15 protein-coding genes are annotated in these 17,408 nt (G+C 26.3%); 14 read left to right on the top strand and 1 reads right to left on the bottom strand.

The window, feature by feature from the left end; translation table 11 throughout:
• Window positions 1–135: 135 nt before the first annotated feature.
• From ACTG46_RS15160 to ACTG46_RS15120, 9 genes are all read left to right on the top strand, one after another.
• On the top strand, window positions 136–780 hold the full coding sequence (locus ACTG46_RS15160) for an undecaprenyl diphosphate synthase family protein (protein WP_054271335.1): 645 nt from the start codon (window positions 136–138) through the stop codon (window positions 778–780).
• A 146-nt stretch (window positions 781–926) separates the two neighbouring features.
• Window positions 927–1,751, top strand: coding sequence for an N-acetylmuramoyl-L-alanine amidase family protein (locus ACTG46_RS15155; RefSeq protein WP_479923095.1), 825 nt, complete (start codon window positions 927–929; stop codon window positions 1,749–1,751).
• A 320-nt stretch (window positions 1,752–2,071) separates the two neighbouring features.
• Entirely contained in the window at window positions 2,072–3,625 is a 1,554-nt protein-coding gene (locus tag ACTG46_RS15150) for a putative bifunctional diguanylate cyclase/phosphodiesterase (RefSeq protein WP_479923094.1), read from the top strand.
• The gene (locus ACTG46_RS15145; protein WP_054271333.1) at window positions 3,622–4,020 is read left to right on the top strand and encodes an RrF2 family transcriptional regulator; all 399 of its coding nucleotides are present in this window, start codon (window positions 3,622–3,624) and stop codon (window positions 4,018–4,020) included. The genes ACTG46_RS15150 and ACTG46_RS15145 overlap by 4 nt, the downstream gene beginning before the upstream one ends.
• Before the next feature lie 39 nt (window positions 4,021–4,059).
• Complete coding sequence (locus ACTG46_RS15140) at window positions 4,060–5,793, top strand: Eco57I restriction-modification methylase domain-containing protein (RefSeq protein WP_479923093.1); 1,734 nt, start codon at window positions 4,060–4,062, stop codon at window positions 5,791–5,793.
• 231 nt (window positions 5,794–6,024) lie between these two features.
• Window positions 6,025–7,236: a patatin-like phospholipase family protein gene (locus ACTG46_RS15135; RefSeq protein WP_479923092.1), complete on the top strand. Its 1,212-nt coding sequence runs from the start codon at window positions 6,025–6,027 to the stop codon at window positions 7,234–7,236.
• 191 nt (window positions 7,237–7,427) lie between these two features.
• Entirely contained in the window at window positions 7,428–7,688 is a 261-nt protein-coding gene (locus ACTG46_RS15130; RefSeq protein WP_054271330.1) for an HPr family phosphocarrier protein, read from the top strand.
• Window positions 7,689–7,946: 258 nt separating this feature from the next.
• Window positions 7,947–9,659, top strand: a complete 1,713-nt coding sequence (gene ptsP, locus ACTG46_RS15125) for a phosphoenolpyruvate--protein phosphotransferase (RefSeq protein WP_479923091.1) — start codon at window positions 7,947–7,949, stop codon at window positions 9,657–9,659.
• Window positions 9,660–9,857: 198 nt separating this feature from the next.
• Window positions 9,858–11,123 carry a DUF4830 domain-containing protein gene (locus ACTG46_RS15120; protein WP_407814487.1) on the top strand — a complete coding sequence of 422 codons (1,266 nt, stop codon included), beginning with the start codon at window positions 9,858–9,860 and terminating at the stop codon, window positions 11,121–11,123.
• 425 nt (window positions 11,124–11,548) lie between these two features.
• Here ACTG46_RS15120 and ACTG46_RS15115 read toward each other — a convergent pair whose 3' ends face one another.
• Window positions 11,549–12,214 (bottom strand): hypothetical protein, encoded by a 666-nt coding sequence (locus ACTG46_RS15115; protein WP_054271327.1) that lies wholly within the window; start codon window positions 12,212–12,214, stop codon window positions 11,549–11,551.
• A gap of 344 nt (window positions 12,215–12,558) precedes the next feature.
• Here ACTG46_RS15115 and ACTG46_RS15110 point away from each other — a divergent pair, with 344 nt between their 5' ends.
• The 5 genes from ACTG46_RS15110 (at window position 12,559) to ACTG46_RS15090 (ending at window position 17,183) form a co-directional block, all read left to right on the top strand.
• Window positions 12,559–13,989, top strand: a complete 1,431-nt coding sequence (locus ACTG46_RS15110) for a DUF4116 domain-containing protein (RefSeq protein WP_479923090.1) — start codon at window positions 12,559–12,561, stop codon at window positions 13,987–13,989.
• Window positions 13,990–14,232: 243 nt separating this feature from the next.
• Window positions 14,233–14,838 (top strand): accessory gene regulator ArgB-like protein, encoded by a 606-nt coding sequence (locus ACTG46_RS15105; protein ID WP_054271325.1) that lies wholly within the window; start codon window positions 14,233–14,235, stop codon window positions 14,836–14,838.
• A 3-nt stretch (window positions 14,839–14,841) separates the two neighbouring features.
• Window positions 14,842–14,988: a cyclic lactone autoinducer peptide gene (locus tag ACTG46_RS15100; RefSeq protein ID WP_054271324.1), complete on the top strand. Its 147-nt coding sequence runs from the start codon at window positions 14,842–14,844 to the stop codon at window positions 14,986–14,988.
• 289 nt (window positions 14,989–15,277) lie between these two features.
• Window positions 15,278–16,657, top strand: a complete 1,380-nt coding sequence (scfB, locus tag ACTG46_RS15095; protein ID WP_479923089.1) for a thioether cross-link-forming SCIFF peptide maturase — start codon at window positions 15,278–15,280, stop codon at window positions 16,655–16,657.
• 28 nt (window positions 16,658–16,685) lie between these two features.
• Window positions 16,686–17,183, top strand: coding sequence for a gamma carbonic anhydrase family protein (locus ACTG46_RS15090; protein WP_054271322.1), 498 nt, complete (start codon window positions 16,686–16,688; stop codon window positions 17,181–17,183).
• Window positions 17,184–17,408: the final 225 nt, after the last annotated feature.

The following is a 17,408-nucleotide window of genomic DNA, read 5'->3' as shown; positions in this document are numbered from 1 at the left end:
AAACCTCCAAGTTTTTTAAACTCTATCTTAAATTAGTTTACTACATAATTATATAAAAATAAATGTATTTAATGTTACAGTTTTGATTAATAATGTAATATTTTGATAATAATACCTATTAAGAGGTGATTAGAAATGAGAGTACCAAAACATGTAGGAATTATCCCAGATGGAAATAGAAGATGGGCGAGTCAAAATGGTATGACAAAAGATAGAGGATATGAAAGTGGAATAAATCCTGGACTGGAATCTTATAGATTATGTAGAGATTTAGGTTGCGAAGAAGTAACTTTTTATGGATTTACAACTGACAATACAAGACGTCCATCGGTGCAGACAAAAGCTTTTACAAAAGCATGTATTGATGCTGCAAATATATTAATAGATGAGGGTGCAGCTTTATTAGTTGTTGGAAATACGAAATCTCCAATGTTTCCAGAAGAATTATTACCATATACTAATAGAATTCAAGCTAGGGAAGGTCAGATAAAAGCAAATCTATTGGTGAATTATGGCTGGTATTGGGACCTGAATAATATATCAGGAGTAGAAAATGTAAATAAAAATAACATACAGGATTACATACAGTCATTTGATGTATCAAGATTAGATTTGATAATCAGATGGGGTGGAAGAAGGAGATTAAGCGGTTTTTTACCTGTGCAATCGATTTATGCAGACTTTTATGTTATAGATAATTATTGGCCAGATTTTAGAGGTGATGATATAAAAGATGCCTTTAGCTGGTATGATACACAAGATGTTACTTTAGGTGGATAATTAGAGAATTTTGATGTTTTAGGTTGTAGAATGTTTTAAATTATTGAAAAAAAACCTTCTTGGTGGTAAAATAACACTAATATTATGAAAAAATAACACTAATATTATAAAAAAATGTGAAAATTTATACCAAGAAGGGTGAAAAAATGTCAAAAAGCAATAATAATAGTAATTCAAGAAACAAATCTAAAAATACCAGCCATCTGAATAGAAAAAAAAGAAAATTAAATAAGAAAAAATTAGTAGTGTTGGTTTGCTTTACGATGTTATTTTTATTTATTGCATTTAAAGTTACTCAAGGTGTAGTGGCTTTAGTAAAAGGGATGGATAAAAGCAATAAAACTAACCAACAACAAAACGTTGAGTCAGAGCAATTTGACCTTGGCAATGAAGAAGAAAATAAAAATAAAAAATATACTGTATTCATAGACCCAGGTCATGGAGGAAATGATAAAGGGACCCAAAGTAAGACTAGTAACAGATATGAAAAAGACCTAAATTTACAAATTTCAAAGAAATTAGCAAATAAATTAGCTAAACAGAAAGATATTCAAGTTGTAGTATCTAGAACTGATGATACATATGTATCGCTGATGGATAGAGTTAATCTAGCGAAAAATAGTTCTGCTGATGTGCTTGTTTCTATTCATTTAAATGCAGAGAAAAATGGAAATACAGCAACAGGTATAGAAACTTGGTATAGGAATAAAGCTACAGATGGCTCAAAAGATCTTGCACAGTCAGTGCAAAGTACTATATCATCCTATGTTAAAGTAAAGGATAGGGGTATAATTGAAAACAACTTTGAAGTACTTAGAGAATCAGATATGCCTGCTATATTGATAGAGTGTGGTTTTTTAACGACACCATCAGAAGAACAAAAAATAATAAATGAAAAATATCAAGACCAACTTACAGAGGGTATTGTTCAAGGTATACTTTCATACTTAGATTCTAAAGGGAAAAAATAAATTAAATTCATGTTTATGTATGGATTTACTTAAATATGAAACTGTATACTTTGGATTAAATTTATTCTGTTGAATTGTATCAAAAAATACTATTTGAATTGAAAAACTATGAAATTAGAAACTATTTTACATATATCTAATCTCATAGTTTTTTTGTTAAGAAAGTAAATATTTATGAAATTTAAGAAAGTAAATTTAATATAACATAGTTATTTATTTGTGATGTTAACTTACATTGATTTACTATCAATTGTGCTTTATAATTAATATAGAAAAAGTTTGATTGTAAGATAATTTAAAAATAATATAGGGGAATTTATATGAATAAGAATAGTATGACAAAAATTTACAGTTTAAATAAAATAATTTTTATCATAATCGGAATTTTGGGAATAGTTTTACTCACAAAGCATGTTGGGATAGATATAAAGGTATTAATTTTACTTTTATTAATATTATTTACTATAAATATATTTATTTCGTATCTTAAAATCAAGCTATATGAGGATAAAATTAATTTAGAAATAGTAAATAATTCAGATAAGATTATGAATATTACTAAGGATGAGAACTTTTTAAAACATATTCAAAATTATATTATTAGCAATAAGAAAGAAAACTGTGTTATGGCTTGTTTTGATTTATGTAGACTTAAACTTATAAATGATATATATGGTTATGAGTTAGGGGATGAAGTATTAGATAATATTTCAAGCAATCTAAAAAGTTATTTTGGTGAAGAGGCTATTTATGGAAAACTAAAAAGCGATGTTTTTATATTAATAATAAAGCTTGAAGACAGAGAACAAAAGATTCCTTATTTGGTAAATCTCATTAGGAATAAAATTGTGACATTAAGTCAGATTGATAGTTTTAAAATGAATATAAATGTTGAGGCATCAATTGGAATTTATAGATTTAATGATGATAAAGTTGATATAAAAAAAGCTATGGACAATGCTGATATGGCAAGGATTAAGTCAAAAGGACTAAAGCATATAGAATATGTAGAATTTGATTCTGCAATGGAAGAAGAAATACAATCACTTATGAAAATAGAGCAAGATTTATTCTTAGCTATAAAGAACAAGGAATTTGTAATCCATTATCAACCCAAAGTTGATTCGAGTACAGGTAAAATTATAGGTTCAGAGGCATTAATAAGATGGATACATCCGTCTTTAGGTATGGTTGGACCAAATAAGTTTATTCCTATAGCTGAAAGAAGTGGTCTGATAAATAATATTGGTAGATGGCTAATTCAAGAAGTATTTGTTACTATTGATAATTGGATTTCAGAAGGTATAAATGTCTTACCAGTTTCAATAAATCTTTCCAGGGTGGAACTATACAAAAATGATTTAGTAGATTTTTTTAAATCAATGTTTAATACATATAATGTGCCTAAAGAACTCATAGAAATAGAAGTTACAGAAACAACAGCACTAAGAGATGTAAAATTTATAAGTGAGAGGCTTTATGAGATTAAATCTCTAGGTATAGATATATCATTAGATGATTTTGGAGTAGGCAACTCGAATTTTATTAATCTTAAGGGGATACCACTAGATGTTATAAAAATTGATAGGTCGCTTATAATGGATATAGTTACAAATACAAAGACAAAGTTTATGGTAAAAGCAATTGTTAATCTTTCACAAGATTTGAACTTAACTGTTATATGTGAAGGTGTAGAGGATATGGAGCAGGTTAAAGTTTTAAACGAAATGGGATGCAATTTAATACAAGGTTACATATATTTTAAACCTTTAGATGAGATTAGTTATAAAAGAATTCTTACTGACAGAAATTATGTAAATCTAGAAGATACTCATTTAGATAGATACATGGCAGTTGAGGAGGCGGAAGAATGATTTCAGAAGATGTAGATTATTCAATAAGAATTATAAGAGCTATATTTAATAATGGAGAAGATAATCCAATAGATGTTAAAACAATATTAAAAAGTGAAGATATACCAATACTAACACTGTATAAACTTCTTAGAAAACTTTGTGCAAATAATGTACTTACTCTTAATAAAGAAGATGGCAAGAAATACATGTTAAATGTATCATTGGATACAATAAGTTTAAGAACTATTGTAGAATTAATTGATGGAAAAATATATATAAATAAATGTACGAGATATGTATCCAATTGCAGTAATTGCTTAAAAGGTTGCAAAGTAAATCGCGAGTTACTAGAAATAGAAAAAGAAATCTATAAACTTTTATCAAGAAAATCTATAAGACAAATACTAGAATAATAAATTTTCAGCTATGATAATAATTGGAGGTTTTCAGCTATGGATGATATATCTCAAGATAATTTTCTACTGTCTAAAGAGTATGAGAATAGTTTAGATGTAGATACTAAAAAAGCAAGTGGAATATACTATACTCCTAAAATCATTGTCGATTATATTGTAAAAAAAACTTTAAAAAATCACGATATAATTAAAAATCCATACCCACGAATACTCGATATTTCTTGTGGGTGTGGAAATTTTCTTTTGGAAGTATACGATATTTTATATGACTTATTCGAGGAAAATATCTATGAATTAAAAGAGAAGTATGATGAGGCTTATTGGACTGTTGATAATATACACAGTCATATATTAAATTATTGTATATATGGTGCTGATATTGATGAGAAAGCTATAAATATATTAAAAGACAGCTTAATAAACAAAAAGGCAATAAATGACTTAGAGGAATCTAATATAAAGATTAATCTATTTTGTTGTGATAGCCTTAAAAAGAACTGGCGATATAAGTTTGATTATATAATTGGTAATCCGCCATATATTGGTCATAAAAAACTTGAAAAGAAATATAAAAAATTTCTCCTAGAAAAATACAGTGAAGTTTATAAAGATAAAGCTGATTTGTATTTTTGTTTCTATAAAAAGATTATAGACATTTTGAAACAAGGAGGAACTGGTAGTGTTATAACTCCAAGATATTTTTTAGAAAGTCTATCAGGTAAAGATTTAAGAGAATATATTAAATCAAATGTTAGAGTTAAAGAAGTAGTAGATTTTTTAGGTGCAAATATATTTAAAAATATAGGGGTATCTAGTTGTATACTTACTTTTGATAAGAAAAAATCAAAAGATAAATCAATAGATGTATTTAAAATAAAAAATGAGGATATATGTATAAATAAATTTGAAACACTAGAAGAACTTTTAAATAGTAGTAACTTTGATTATTTTAGTATAAATCAAAGTTTGTTGTCTGATGAATGGATACTTGTAAATAAAGCTGATGGAATTTTTTATAATAAGATACAAGAAAAATGCAACTATAGTTTGGAAGATATAGCAATAAGTTTTCAAGGAATAATCACAGGTTGTGATAAGGCATTTATTTTAAGTAAAAATGATGTAAAATTGAACCTTGTGGATGATAAATTTTTAAAGTGTTGGATAAAAAGTAAAAATATAAATAAATATATAGTAGATAAAAGTGAATATAGGTTAATATATTCAAATGATATAGAAGATGAAGAAAAAAATAAGAAAATACTTGATGAGATTATAGGAATATACAAGTCAAAGCTAGAAAACAGAAGAGAATGTAAAAATGGAATAAGGAAATGGTATGAACTTCAATGGGGAAGAGAAAAGCTTTTCTTCGAAAGAAAAAAAATAATGTATCCTTATAAATCAAAAGAAAATAGATTTGCTATAGATTATGATAATAACTTTTCAAGTGCAGATGTATATTCTTTTTTCATAAAAGAAGAATATTTAGATAAATTTTCATATGAATATCTAGTTGGAATCTTAAATTCTAGCATTTATGATAAATACTTTAAAATAACTGCTAAAAAGATGAGTAAAAACATATACGATTACTATCCTAATAAGGTTATGAAGATAAGAATTTTTAGAGATAATAATTATGAAGAGATAGAAAGTTTGTCAAAGGAAATAATATCAATTTTATTAAACAACTCTGTGGATAAAGAAAAGGTAGAAAGATTGCAGATAAAAATGGATAACTTAATAATGAATTCTTTGGGTATATAAGCATCTGTAGATATAAAGAAAATCACGGTATGTTAATTATTTATCTAAATTTTGAATAAAAAGTTAACCATATAAAAAACATTAAAGATATATACTTTTAAATGGTTTTTTGATAAAATAAAAATAAATTTGTACAATTTTATTTTTCTCCAATAACTAAAAATAGTTTTTTGAATTAATATTTGCTGAGAAATAGAAATCAGAAACGTTTTTAATATAGTAGGTGATAATATGAAAGGATTAGTTTTAGAAGGTGGAGGAACAAAAGGTGCCTATCAAATAGGGGCATATAAGGCTTTAAGAGAGCTTGGAATAGAATTCCAAGGAGTAACTGGGACATCAATTGGTGCTTTAAATGGAGCATATATAATTCAAAATGATATTGAAGTAATGGAAGATATTTGGTTAAACTACGATTATACTCACTTTATGAATATGGATAAAGATACTTATGAGAAATTTAAAAATGTAGATTTCACTACTAAAAATATCAATGCACTTATTGAACTTATAAATAAGGCTAGAAAAAATGAAGGCATAGATATAAGCCCTATGAGACAACTAATGGAAACTACGTTAAATGAAGATATAATACGAAAATCAAAAAAAGACTTTGGACTTGTTACAGTGTGGTGGGATAAAAAGATTAATCCACATCCAATGTATATAGAAGATATGCCACAAGGGAGATTGATTGATTATTTAATTGCTAGTTCTAGCTTGCCTATTTTTCAATCAAATATGATGGATGATAAATTATATCTTGATGGAATGTTTTGTGACAATATGCCAATAGGACTTTTAGAAGACAAAGGGTATGAAGATGTTGTTGTAATTAGGCTGATTGATGATTTTCTTGGAAAAATGAATTTAAATAAACATCAGAATATAAATATAAAAACTATAATACCATCAGAGTATTTGGGAGGTTCTCTAAATAAAGACAGAGACAATGTAGAAAAAAATATTCGATTGGGTTACTTAGATACTATGAAAGCGTATGAAAGATGTAATGGGATTAAATATTATTTTGATGTAGAATATAAATACAATGAAGAATATTGTTTTGATAAGTTTAGAAGTATGAGTAATGAAACTGTGCAATTTATTTGTAATTTATTAAATATAAAGAGAGATGTTTCTTTAAGAACTATTATGGAAAGTGTAATACCAAAACTTGGTGAAGTACTTGGCTTACCCAAAAATTTTTCATACAAAGATTTATTTTACTGTATATATGAAAAAAAACTTGAAGAAAATAGCATAAATAGAATAAAATTATATGATTTTAACAAAGTTATATATGTTGTAAATACAAATATTGATTCTAATAAAAATTTAGCTTCTAATTTTGAAATTAGACCTAAAATTAGTATTAAAAAGAACAAAAATATAAAATTATTGACAAATTGTATTATAAAAGACTTAAAAAATCAAAGTTAAATAAAAAACAAAAAAAAATTTGTAATTATACTCGAAAAAAGTGTATATTAGTAGTATAATATTTTTGTAGCACTAGTGGGAACAAAAAATGACCATAGGACAAAAAAGTACCACTAAGTACCATTAAAGTAAAAAATAGGAAAACAATTTTAAAAAATATAAAATGTAAAGTCTATAGGAGGATTTAAAAAATGGAAAAAGTAGTTAGTATCAAAAATGCAAGTGGATTACATGCTAGACCAGCAGGAATGTTTGTTAAGAAGGCTGCTGAGTTCAAATCAACAGTAGAGGTTGTAGCAAAAGACAAGACTGTAAATGCAAAATCAATAATGGGAATAATGAGTTTAGGTTTAGCTCAAGGAGAAGAATTAAAGTTAGTTGTAAATGGAGACGATGAAGAAGTAGCTTTAGCTGCAATGGTTGAATTAGTTGAAAGTGGATTTGGAGAGTAGATATAATAATTTTTTTAAGTTTGATATTTATAATCTAATCATTACTTAAAGTAAAAGTAACAGAGAAGCATTAAACATATACAGATTGACATTTGTAGATATTTAATTTCTTTGTTACTTTCATGTTTATTTAATCAGAAGATTAAGACTATTGTTAACTGGGTATGAAAATACAAATATTTTAGAATATGAAATAAGATATTTTTAATCATAAATTTAGTATGAAAATACAGAAGATATTTTTTAGGAGGTAGGGTTATGGCTTACAAAGGAATAGGTGCTTCTCCAGGTGTTGCTTTAGGGAAAGCGTTAGTAGTTGAGCATAGTGAATTAGTAATTGAAAAAAAATCTATAGATAATGTTGAAGCGGAAATTGCTAAATTAGAAAATGCAGTTGCAGTTTCTAAAGAAGAATTAATAAAGGTTAAGGAAAAGGCTTCTGAAGAATTAGGAGCAGAAGAGGCAGAAATATTTGAAGCACATTTATTAGTTTTAGAAGACCCAGAATTAATTGGTTCTGCAATAGACAAGATTAAAACTGAAAATGTAAATGCAGAGTATGCTTTAAATGAAATAAAAGAGATGTTTGTTAGTATGTTTGAGTCTATGGACAATGAATATATGAAAGAAAGAGCAGCAGATATAAAAGATGTTACAAATAGAATACTTAGACATATATTAGGAATTAAAGTTGTTGATTTATCTGCTTTAAGTGAAGAAGTAGTATTAATAGCACATGATTTAACTCCATCAGATACAGCAACTATGAATAAAAAAATGGTTTTAGGATTTTTAACTGATATAGGTGGAAGAACTTCTCATACAGCTATTATGTCTAGAACTTTAGAAATAGCTGCAATCGTTGGATTAAGTGATATAACTTCAAATGTTAAGGATGGAGATTTTGTAGTCTTCAATGGAGATACTGGTGAAGTAATCGTTAATCCAGATGAAGAGACTATAAATAAATATACTGAGTTAAAAGCTAAATATGAAGAAGAGAGAAAAGCATTACAGTTATTAAAAGGAAAAGCATCTGTGACTTTAGATGGAAAGCATGTAGAATTAGCTGGTAATATAGGAACTCCGAATGATATAGAAGGTCTAATAAAGAATGATGCAGAAGGTGTTGGTCTTTATAGAACAGAATTCTTATACATGGACAGAGATTCTTTCCCAACTGAAGAAATACAATATGAAGCTTACAAAGCTGTACTAGAAGGAATGGATGGAAAACCTATAGTTATAAGAACATTGGATATAGGTGGAGATAAAGAATTAAGTTATTTAAGCATGGAACCTGAAATGAATCCATTCTTAGGTTATAGAGCAATAAGACTTTGCTTAGACAGAAAAGATATATTTAAGACTCAATTAAGAGCTTTATACAGAGCAAGTGTTCATGGAAAACTAAGAATCATGTTCCCTATGATTTCCTCTTTAGAAGAATTATTACAAGCTAAAGAAGTTGTAAAAGAAGTTTTAGCAGAGCTTGATTCTGAAGGTATAACTTACGCTAAAGATGTAGAAATTGGTATGATGATAGAAGTGCCATCTGCTGCTGTAATATCTGATGTACTAGCTAAACATGTAGACTTCTTCTCTATAGGAACTAATGACTTAATTCAATATACTTGTGCAGTTGATAGAATGAATCAAAAAATAAGCTATCTTTATAATCAATTTAATCCAGCTGTTTTAAGACTTATAAAGACTGTTATAGACAATGCACATAAAGAAGGTAAATGGGCAGGTATGTGTGGAGAATCTGCTGGAGACCAAAAAATGATACCAATACTTTTAGGTATGGGATTAGATGAGTTCTCTATGTCTCCAATATCAATACTTCCTGCTAGAAAATTAATAACTTCAGTTAAAGAAGCCGATATGAAAAAATTAGCTGATGAGGTACTTAATATGGGTACTGCTGAAGAAATAAAGAAATATATTGAAACTAGTTTTAATATGTAATTATTAAATTATATCTATATAAATACTTATTTATGTAGATTATAGATAGTAAAAAATTATTTAATGAATAAGTAAAAGCCATAGTTTGTTCTATATACTATGGCTTTTTTATTGTATAATTTAAGATATTATAATATTTATGGTTTGGTATTAATAATATAGTCTGCATCTAATAAATATTTAATGGAGGTATACAATTTGAAAAGTAAAAACACAAAGGTATTTATCATAGCTATACTCATTTTGAGTTCTATAATATTATATTTAAATACACAAAACAACCTAATAAGTAACAAACATGATAAAAAAGTATATTTAGATTTAAAAGATACAAAAAAAATAGAAATTTACAATAAGATTAGCCAAGAAAAAGAGCATAAGCCAATTTTAATTTCAGATAAACATTTAATAAATGAAATATTAAACTATTTAAATAATGTAGAGTATTATGATGGTGAAGATAGGAATGAGATTATATTAAAAAGTCAGAGTATAAATTTTTATAATGGTGATGGAGAACAAAAAATTATAAATTACTCATATGATAGTATACATAATATTGGAAAGATTGAATATGATAATGAAAAATTTAATGTACCACATGATTTTTTTAGATTAATATCATCACTTGAAGAATTTAGACCTCAATATTCAAAAGTACCTAATGATGTAAATGAACTTTTTAAAAAGTATAACTGGACACCAAGTTTTCTAATATCATCTCAACAAAAAACAATTCCAAATAATTTTAAGTATTCATCAGAAGATACAGTAGAGATGATGTACTGGGCATATAATATAGAGCTATCTAAAGATATAGGGTTAGATTTTTCAAACTTAAAATCAAAAGAGATTACTGCTGAGATATATAATTTAAATGAACCGCTATCAGATGAACTTGAAGATACTCTATTAAGTACTAGAGGTATAATAATAAGGTATGAAGGAAAAATTGTAGGTGCGTATATTGATTCTGGAAGGCATGAAGGGAATGCTATTAGCTTAAAAAGACATAGTTTTAAGGAAGTGACAAAAGAAGACTTAAATACATGGGTAGATGATAATTGTATAGATAAGTCAAATTCTTTATATATAGAGGTATCAAAGTTAAGTAATGAGGATTTAATAAAAATGTATATAAAGGCTATAAAAGAAAATAATACAAAGGTTTTATTAACTACTATGGATGTAGAAAGTAAGATAAGTACTCTCTTCATTAATTTGGATAATCATAAGCTTTTTAATGATACTAAGTTTGGGATGAATTTACCAGATTATATTAATAATGATAAAATTGTATATATGGAAAAGATTGATTTAAAAGAAAATGATAAGAGATGTTATAATGTTATATTTGGGGGTAATGATATAATGAGTGACACTGGAAGAGGAACTTTCTCAGATATTAATATTGATATTGTAAATGAAAAGGGAGTGTGGAAAGTGTCTGGCTTTACAAAATAAATCTAAAATAAATATTGTTAAAAATTAATATTGTATTGAAAAATAATTAAAAGTATTTAATAATAGAATTAAGGGAAGACTAAGTTTATAAATAAAGGATAATTAAATAAAAGTTAATAAAATAAATGTGATATCCAAATAAATCCTGAATCTAATTTGAGTTTTAATATAGATAGTCTAAAGTTTGATTATTAAAGATTTAATTGTAAGTGGTTACAGTTGATGATATTGATATAGAGATTAAAGTTTAGAATAGAAAGTTACCTTAAATTTAAAAATGCAAGATAACACAATCTAAAAATTATAATCACTCAATGGGTTTATGGATTTATTTGTTTATTATAAATAAATGGGAGTAGAATTATCTACTCCCATTTTGTATACTATTATTAATTTAATTGGTAATATGAGCTAAACTTGTAATTCTAGTTAAGACTTGCTGCATTAGTAGTAAATAATTCTTTAATAGCATTATTTCTAGCAGTTAAATCATTATTAGAATTATTTGTTTTTTTCATAATTACTGAGTAACGCTTTTTATTTATAAAAAATATTAAAATCTTATCATCGTCAAAATTGTATTCTTTGTATCTATCAATAGACTCATAACCTAAGTTTAAAATGTTCTTATCCTTTATACTATCTACATCTAAAATATATGATGGGTCAGCCTTTAGTAATATATTGATTAAACATTTTTCTTCACCAGCACAGAATAACTCCATCTTATTTGATATGGATTTAGATTGTTCTGAAGTTATTTTTGCAGGAATAAGGTCATTATTATCATCTCTTAAAAGATAACCATGTGTGTCTTGTTGATAAACTAAATTAACCTTTTTCTTAGGGACATTGATTATTTTATCTAAATGCACATAATGATGATTTTCAACAAATCCTTCATTTAATATTTCAACAAAGTTGTCAATCTTACCTAGACAAAAAGATTCTATAGATTCTTTACAGAATTTATTTGTAAATGGGATTATGCTTACGTTTTCCTCGTCTGTATTCCATGCTATGGCATAATCTAACGAATATACTTCTTCCTCTATATCTGCAAAATTAAATTGTACTATGTTTCCTTTCAAAATTACTCGACCTCCATCTTTATAATATATTTAATATACTTTATAAAACTTATATTATATTTAAATAATATCATAAATTGGATAATTATGATATAGTAAATAATAAAAAATTTGAAAAAAATCACTATAAATGAGTAATAAATATAAATAGTGTATACTAATGGGATGGAAAATGTCCACTATTAACTTTATTACCCCACATATGTAAAATAAATTTATTAATGTAAAATATAATCTGTCGACAATGAATAGACTTTTAAAGGAACTTAATATAAAATTAATTAAATAAATACTTAAAAACGATTTACTTTAATGATAAAATCGTATTAAAGGAGGTTAATTTTATGGATATAAAAAATAAAATTAAATCTATATTTTTACCAGAAAAAGATGACTATTTAGATGATGAAGAATTTGAGGATGATATAGAGGATAATGAGGAGAGTTTAAAGCAAGACAATAAAGTACATTTAAATGACTTAAGCAGAGTAAAAAATGATTACAGAGAATTAAAAGACATAGAAAATCAGACAGTAGAAATGTGTTTACTAGCAGTAAAACAGGATGGGACTATAATTGAGTTTGTAAAAAATAAGACTTATAGGGTATGTATGGAAGCCGTTAAACAGACATACAAAGCTCTTAAGTATATAACAAATCAGTCTGAGGATATTTGTATAGAAGCCGTTAAACAGAACTACAGAGCTTTATATTACATAAATGATAAGACTGATAATGTACTAATTGAGGCTATAAAACATGCATCTACTCATGATGTTATGGAAGTTTTTAAATTTGTAGAAGAGCAGACTGAAGATGTATGTCTAGCATTTATAGAAATGGCATCAAAAAATGATGTTGCAGAAATACTTAAAGACATAAAAGAGCAAACTCCAACTATATGTTTGGAAGCAGTAAAAAAAGATGGAAAATCTTTAGCTTATGTTAAAGAACAAACTTCAACTATATGTTTAGAAGCAGTAAAAGAAAACTATAGTGCTCTACCTTGTGTGGAAGAACAAACCGAAGAAATATGTATAGAAGCAGTAAAACAGAATGATTTTGCATTGTATTATGTAAATGAACAGACAGAAAAAATATGTATAGAAGCAGTTAGAAGAAGTTATATGGCACTACAATATGTAAAAAAACAGACAGAAGATATATGTATGGAAGCAGTTAGAAATGATGGAAGAGCACTACAATATGTAAAAGAACAGACAGAAGATATATGTATAGAAGCAGTTAGACAAAATGGGAAAGTCTTGCAATATGTAAAAAAACAGACAGAAGATATATGTATAGAGGCAATAAAAGATTCATTTGAAGAACTTCAAATAAAAGAAATATTAAGCTATGTAAAAGTTCCAACAGAAAGAGTTTTTGTAGAAGCAGTAAAACAAAATGGAAAGGCTCTTAAATATATAGAAAATCAGACAGAATTAATGTGTATAGAGGCAGTAAGAGAAAATTATAATGCTTTACAGTATGTAAAGAAACAAACAGAAAAAGTTTGCTTAGAAGCAGTAAATCAAAGTTATGAAGCTCTTAAATATGTGAAAGAGCAGACAGAAGAAATTTGTTTAAAAGCAGTGAAGCAAGATTACAGAATGTTGAAATATGTAAAGAAACAAACAGAAGAAGTATGTTTAGAAGCAGTAAGACAAAACTATAGAGCTTTGGAATTTGTTGATAATCAAACAGAAAAAATTTGCTTGGAAGCAGTAAAACAGAATAGAAAAGCACTACAATATGTAAAACAAAAACAAAGTTGAAATATATAGAAAAATATATGTAAAGGCACCTAGCTTATAGTAATAAGTTAGGTGTTTTTATGTATATAAAAAATAGTAAAAGTATTTTATTATAATTATTTTGTTATATAAAGAATATCTAAAGACTTATATAGGTCTTTTTTTGACCAGTTTTACAATTTTAGCAACTAGTTTTGTAAAGTATATTGAATTTTCTCAAAAAAGAAGGTATTCTATGTATGTAAAATTTTTTTGGAGGTAAAAATGTTTAAGAAATCTGCTGATAAAATGACATCTGTTTTAATTTGTAATAATATGATAGATAATAATGAATCAAAAGTTTATTCTTATGGATTTGAAATATTGATAGCTTTTATAGTTAATGTAACGACCATGCTGCTCATAGGTTTTTTATTTGGCAAATTTACATATATATTGTTTTTTTTAATGTGTTACTGTCCAATAAGACAGTTTTCAGGTGGGTATCATGCAGACAATTATTTTAGGTGCCTATTGACTTTTGTTTTTATAATTTTGTCTACAATATTAATTATAGAAAATCTAAATTTATACTTATTTAAAAATATCATTATGGTTACTGCAAGCATTAGTTGGGTTGGGATTTGTATTCTCTGTCCAATAGAACATAGAAGTAATCCTATAAGTGATAGAGAAAAGTTAACTTACAAAAAAGTTGCTGTATTTGTATCTACAATAATATTATTAATGACAGTTTTAAGCTTTTTATTGAATGTATTTGTAGATTATTTCATATATAGCGCATTTGCTATGTTTTGGATTTTTATAATGTTGGTATTAGGGAAATTAAAAGCTAAGAATTTAAGTAAAATATGTGTGAGGGAGAATTAAGTTATGAAGAAGTTTTTTGTAAAATTTATGAAGTTTGCTAGTTCATTAGCACTTAGCACTGCCATCTTGTCAGCTAATAGTACTTGTCCATGGATTATACATCAACCTAAAGTTCCTAAAGAAATTAAGAATTTAAAGAAGATAAATTAAATAGAAGCAATTATATAAAATTATTATAAAAAGAAATTATTATATTTTAATAAGGTTAAAACTATATAAAGATTAGATATAAATTTTATTTTAAGGCATATAATATATATTTGATGGTGTATTATTGTGCCAATTTAGGGGGATGTAGTGTATCCAATGAAATGACTTACGAGTAGTAAGTCATTTTTGTATTGTATGTATTTTAGATAAACTTATGATATAATGAAGGGTAAAGTTTAATTAAAACAATAAAAAACTTTAGTATAGATAGTAATTTAGGAGGTAGGTTATGAGTATGATACATAAATTTTCTATGAATGGATATAATATCGTTTTAGATGTGAATGGTGGAGCTGTTCATGTATTAGATGATGTTGCATACGACTTATTAGACTTTTATAAAGAAAAAAGTAAAGAAGAAGTATTAGATATATTAAAATCTAAATATCAAGAAGAAAAAATAAATGAAGCATATGAAGAAATATCAAACTTAGAAAAAGAAGGTCTTTTATATACAGAAGATACATATCAATATCATCCAAGTTTTGTACATAGAGAACCTGTGGTAAAAGCTTTATGTTTGAATGTAGCCCATGATTGTAATTTAAAATGTAAATATTGTTTTGCAGCTCAAGGTGACTTTGGAGGAGAAAAAGAACTTATGAGCTTTGAGGTAGGTAAGGCAGCAATAGACTATTTGATTGCTAACTCAGGCACTAGAAAAAATTTAGAGATAGATTTCTTTGGTGGAGAGCCTTTGATGAATTTTGAAGTTGTAAAACAGTTAGTTGATTATGGTAGAAGTATTGAAAAAGATTATAATAAAAATATAAGATTTACAATAACTACAAATGGTGTACTATTAAATGATGAGATTATAGACTATATAAATGAAAATATGCACAATGTAGTTTTGAGTTTAGATGGAAGAAAAGAAATTAATGATAATATGAGACCAACTTTAAATGACAAAGGAAGTTATGATATTACATTGCCAAGATTTAAAAAACTTGTGGAAAAAAGAGCAAAAGATAAATATTACTATATAAGAGGAACATTTACAAGAGATAATCTGGATTTTGCTAAGGATGTTATGCATTTTGCAGATTTAGGATTTAAATTAACATCTGTAGAGCCAGTTGTTGGAGATGAAAGTAATCCATATGCACTTAGAGAAGAGGATTTATCTAAGATATTTGAAGAGTACGAAAAGTTTGCTGTAGAGTATGCAGATAGACAATTACAAGGCGATGGATTTAAGTTTTTCCATTTTATGATAGATTTAAATCAAGGACCATGTGTAATAAAAAGAATAACTGGATGTGGAGCTGGAAATGAATATCTTTCTGTAACTCCAAATGGAGATATATATCCATGTCATCAATTTGTTGGAAATGAAGAATTTAAAATGGCAAATATATTTGATAAAGAAATTGTACTTCCAGAAAGTTTAAAAAATATGTTTAGAGAAGCTCATGTATATACTAAAGAAGATTGTAAACAATGTTGGAATAAGTTTTACTGTTCAGGTGGATGTCATGCAAATGCAATAAACTTTAATAATGACATATCAAAGCCATATGAATTAGGATGTGAAATGCAAAGAAAACGTACAGAGTGCTCTATAATGATACAAGCAAAGTTAATGTTAGAAGGAGCAACTAACTAAATTTATATTTTAAAGGAGTTGTTTATATATGATTAGAGATTATTTGGAAGATAAACCTTTAATTGATGAAAGTGTATTTGTGGCAAAATCAGCAGACATAATTGGAAATGTCAAAATAGGTAAGGATTCAAGTGTATGGTATAATGCAGTAGTTAGAGGAGATGAAGGTCCAATAACTATTGGAGAAAATACTAATATACAAGACTGTTCTATAGTACATGGAGATGCAGATACTATAATTGGTAACAATGTAACAGTTGGACATAGGTCAATAGTTCATGGTTGTAAAATTAGTGACAATGTTTTGATTGGTATGGGTTCAATAATATTGGATAATGCTGAAATAGGAGAATATACTTTGATAGGAGCAGGTACATTAATTACATCTAATAAGAAGTTCCCACCAGGTGTTTTAATAATGGGCTCTCCTGGTAAGGTTGTTAGAGAACTTACAGAGGAAGATAAAAGATATATTGATGAATCATATAAATGGTATCTAGAAGCAGCACAAAATCAAAAATATTAAATTAAAGAGTGGTTGTTTCAAAACATACTTAAATCTGTTTTGAGGCAACCACTAATTTATTTTATTAAAGTTAGCTGATATTTTAGTTTTCAAAAAGTATTTGATTAAGATAGGTATAAAATGTCAAAAATAAAAATTAACTGAGTTAAATAATTTTAATAAAATTACTAGTATATGTGATAAAATTAAATATTAAAGAGGATATAAGACATTAGTATATAAATT

Source organism: Clostridioides sp. LIBA-7678, from assembly GCF_056716065.1.
Note: the sequence above shows the minus strand (reverse complement) of the source record. Positions and strands in the feature narration are given on the sequence as shown.

Coding starts and splice junctions, on each gene's coding strand:
- ACTG46_RS15140 (WP_479923093.1), top strand. CDS start 4,060: ATGGATGATATATCTCAAGATAATTTTCTACTGTCTAAAGAGTATGAG.
- ACTG46_RS15090 (WP_054271322.1), top strand. CDS start 16,686: ATGATTAGAGATTATTTGGAAGATAAACCTTTAATTGATGAAAGTGTA.
- ACTG46_RS15100 (WP_054271324.1), top strand. CDS start 14,842: ATGAAGAAGTTTTTTGTAAAATTTATGAAGTTTGCTAGTTCATTAGCA.
- ptsP (WP_479923091.1), top strand. CDS start 7,947: ATGGCTTACAAAGGAATAGGTGCTTCTCCAGGTGTTGCTTTAGGGAAA.
- scfB (WP_479923089.1), top strand. CDS start 15,278: ATGAGTATGATACATAAATTTTCTATGAATGGATATAATATCGTTTTA.
- ACTG46_RS15160 (WP_054271335.1), top strand. CDS start 136: ATGAGAGTACCAAAACATGTAGGAATTATCCCAGATGGAAATAGAAGA.
- ACTG46_RS15145 (WP_054271333.1), top strand. CDS start 3,622: ATGATTTCAGAAGATGTAGATTATTCAATAAGAATTATAAGAGCTATA.
- ACTG46_RS15130 (WP_054271330.1), top strand. CDS start 7,428: ATGGAAAAAGTAGTTAGTATCAAAAATGCAAGTGGATTACATGCTAGA.
- ACTG46_RS15150 (WP_479923094.1), top strand. CDS start 2,072: ATGAATAAGAATAGTATGACAAAAATTTACAGTTTAAATAAAATAATT.
- ACTG46_RS15110 (WP_479923090.1), top strand. CDS start 12,559: ATGGATATAAAAAATAAAATTAAATCTATATTTTTACCAGAAAAAGAT.
- ACTG46_RS15105 (WP_054271325.1), top strand. CDS start 14,233: ATGTTTAAGAAATCTGCTGATAAAATGACATCTGTTTTAATTTGTAAT.
- ACTG46_RS15155 (WP_479923095.1), top strand. CDS start 927: ATGTCAAAAAGCAATAATAATAGTAATTCAAGAAACAAATCTAAAAAT.
- ACTG46_RS15135 (WP_479923092.1), top strand. CDS start 6,025: ATGAAAGGATTAGTTTTAGAAGGTGGAGGAACAAAAGGTGCCTATCAA.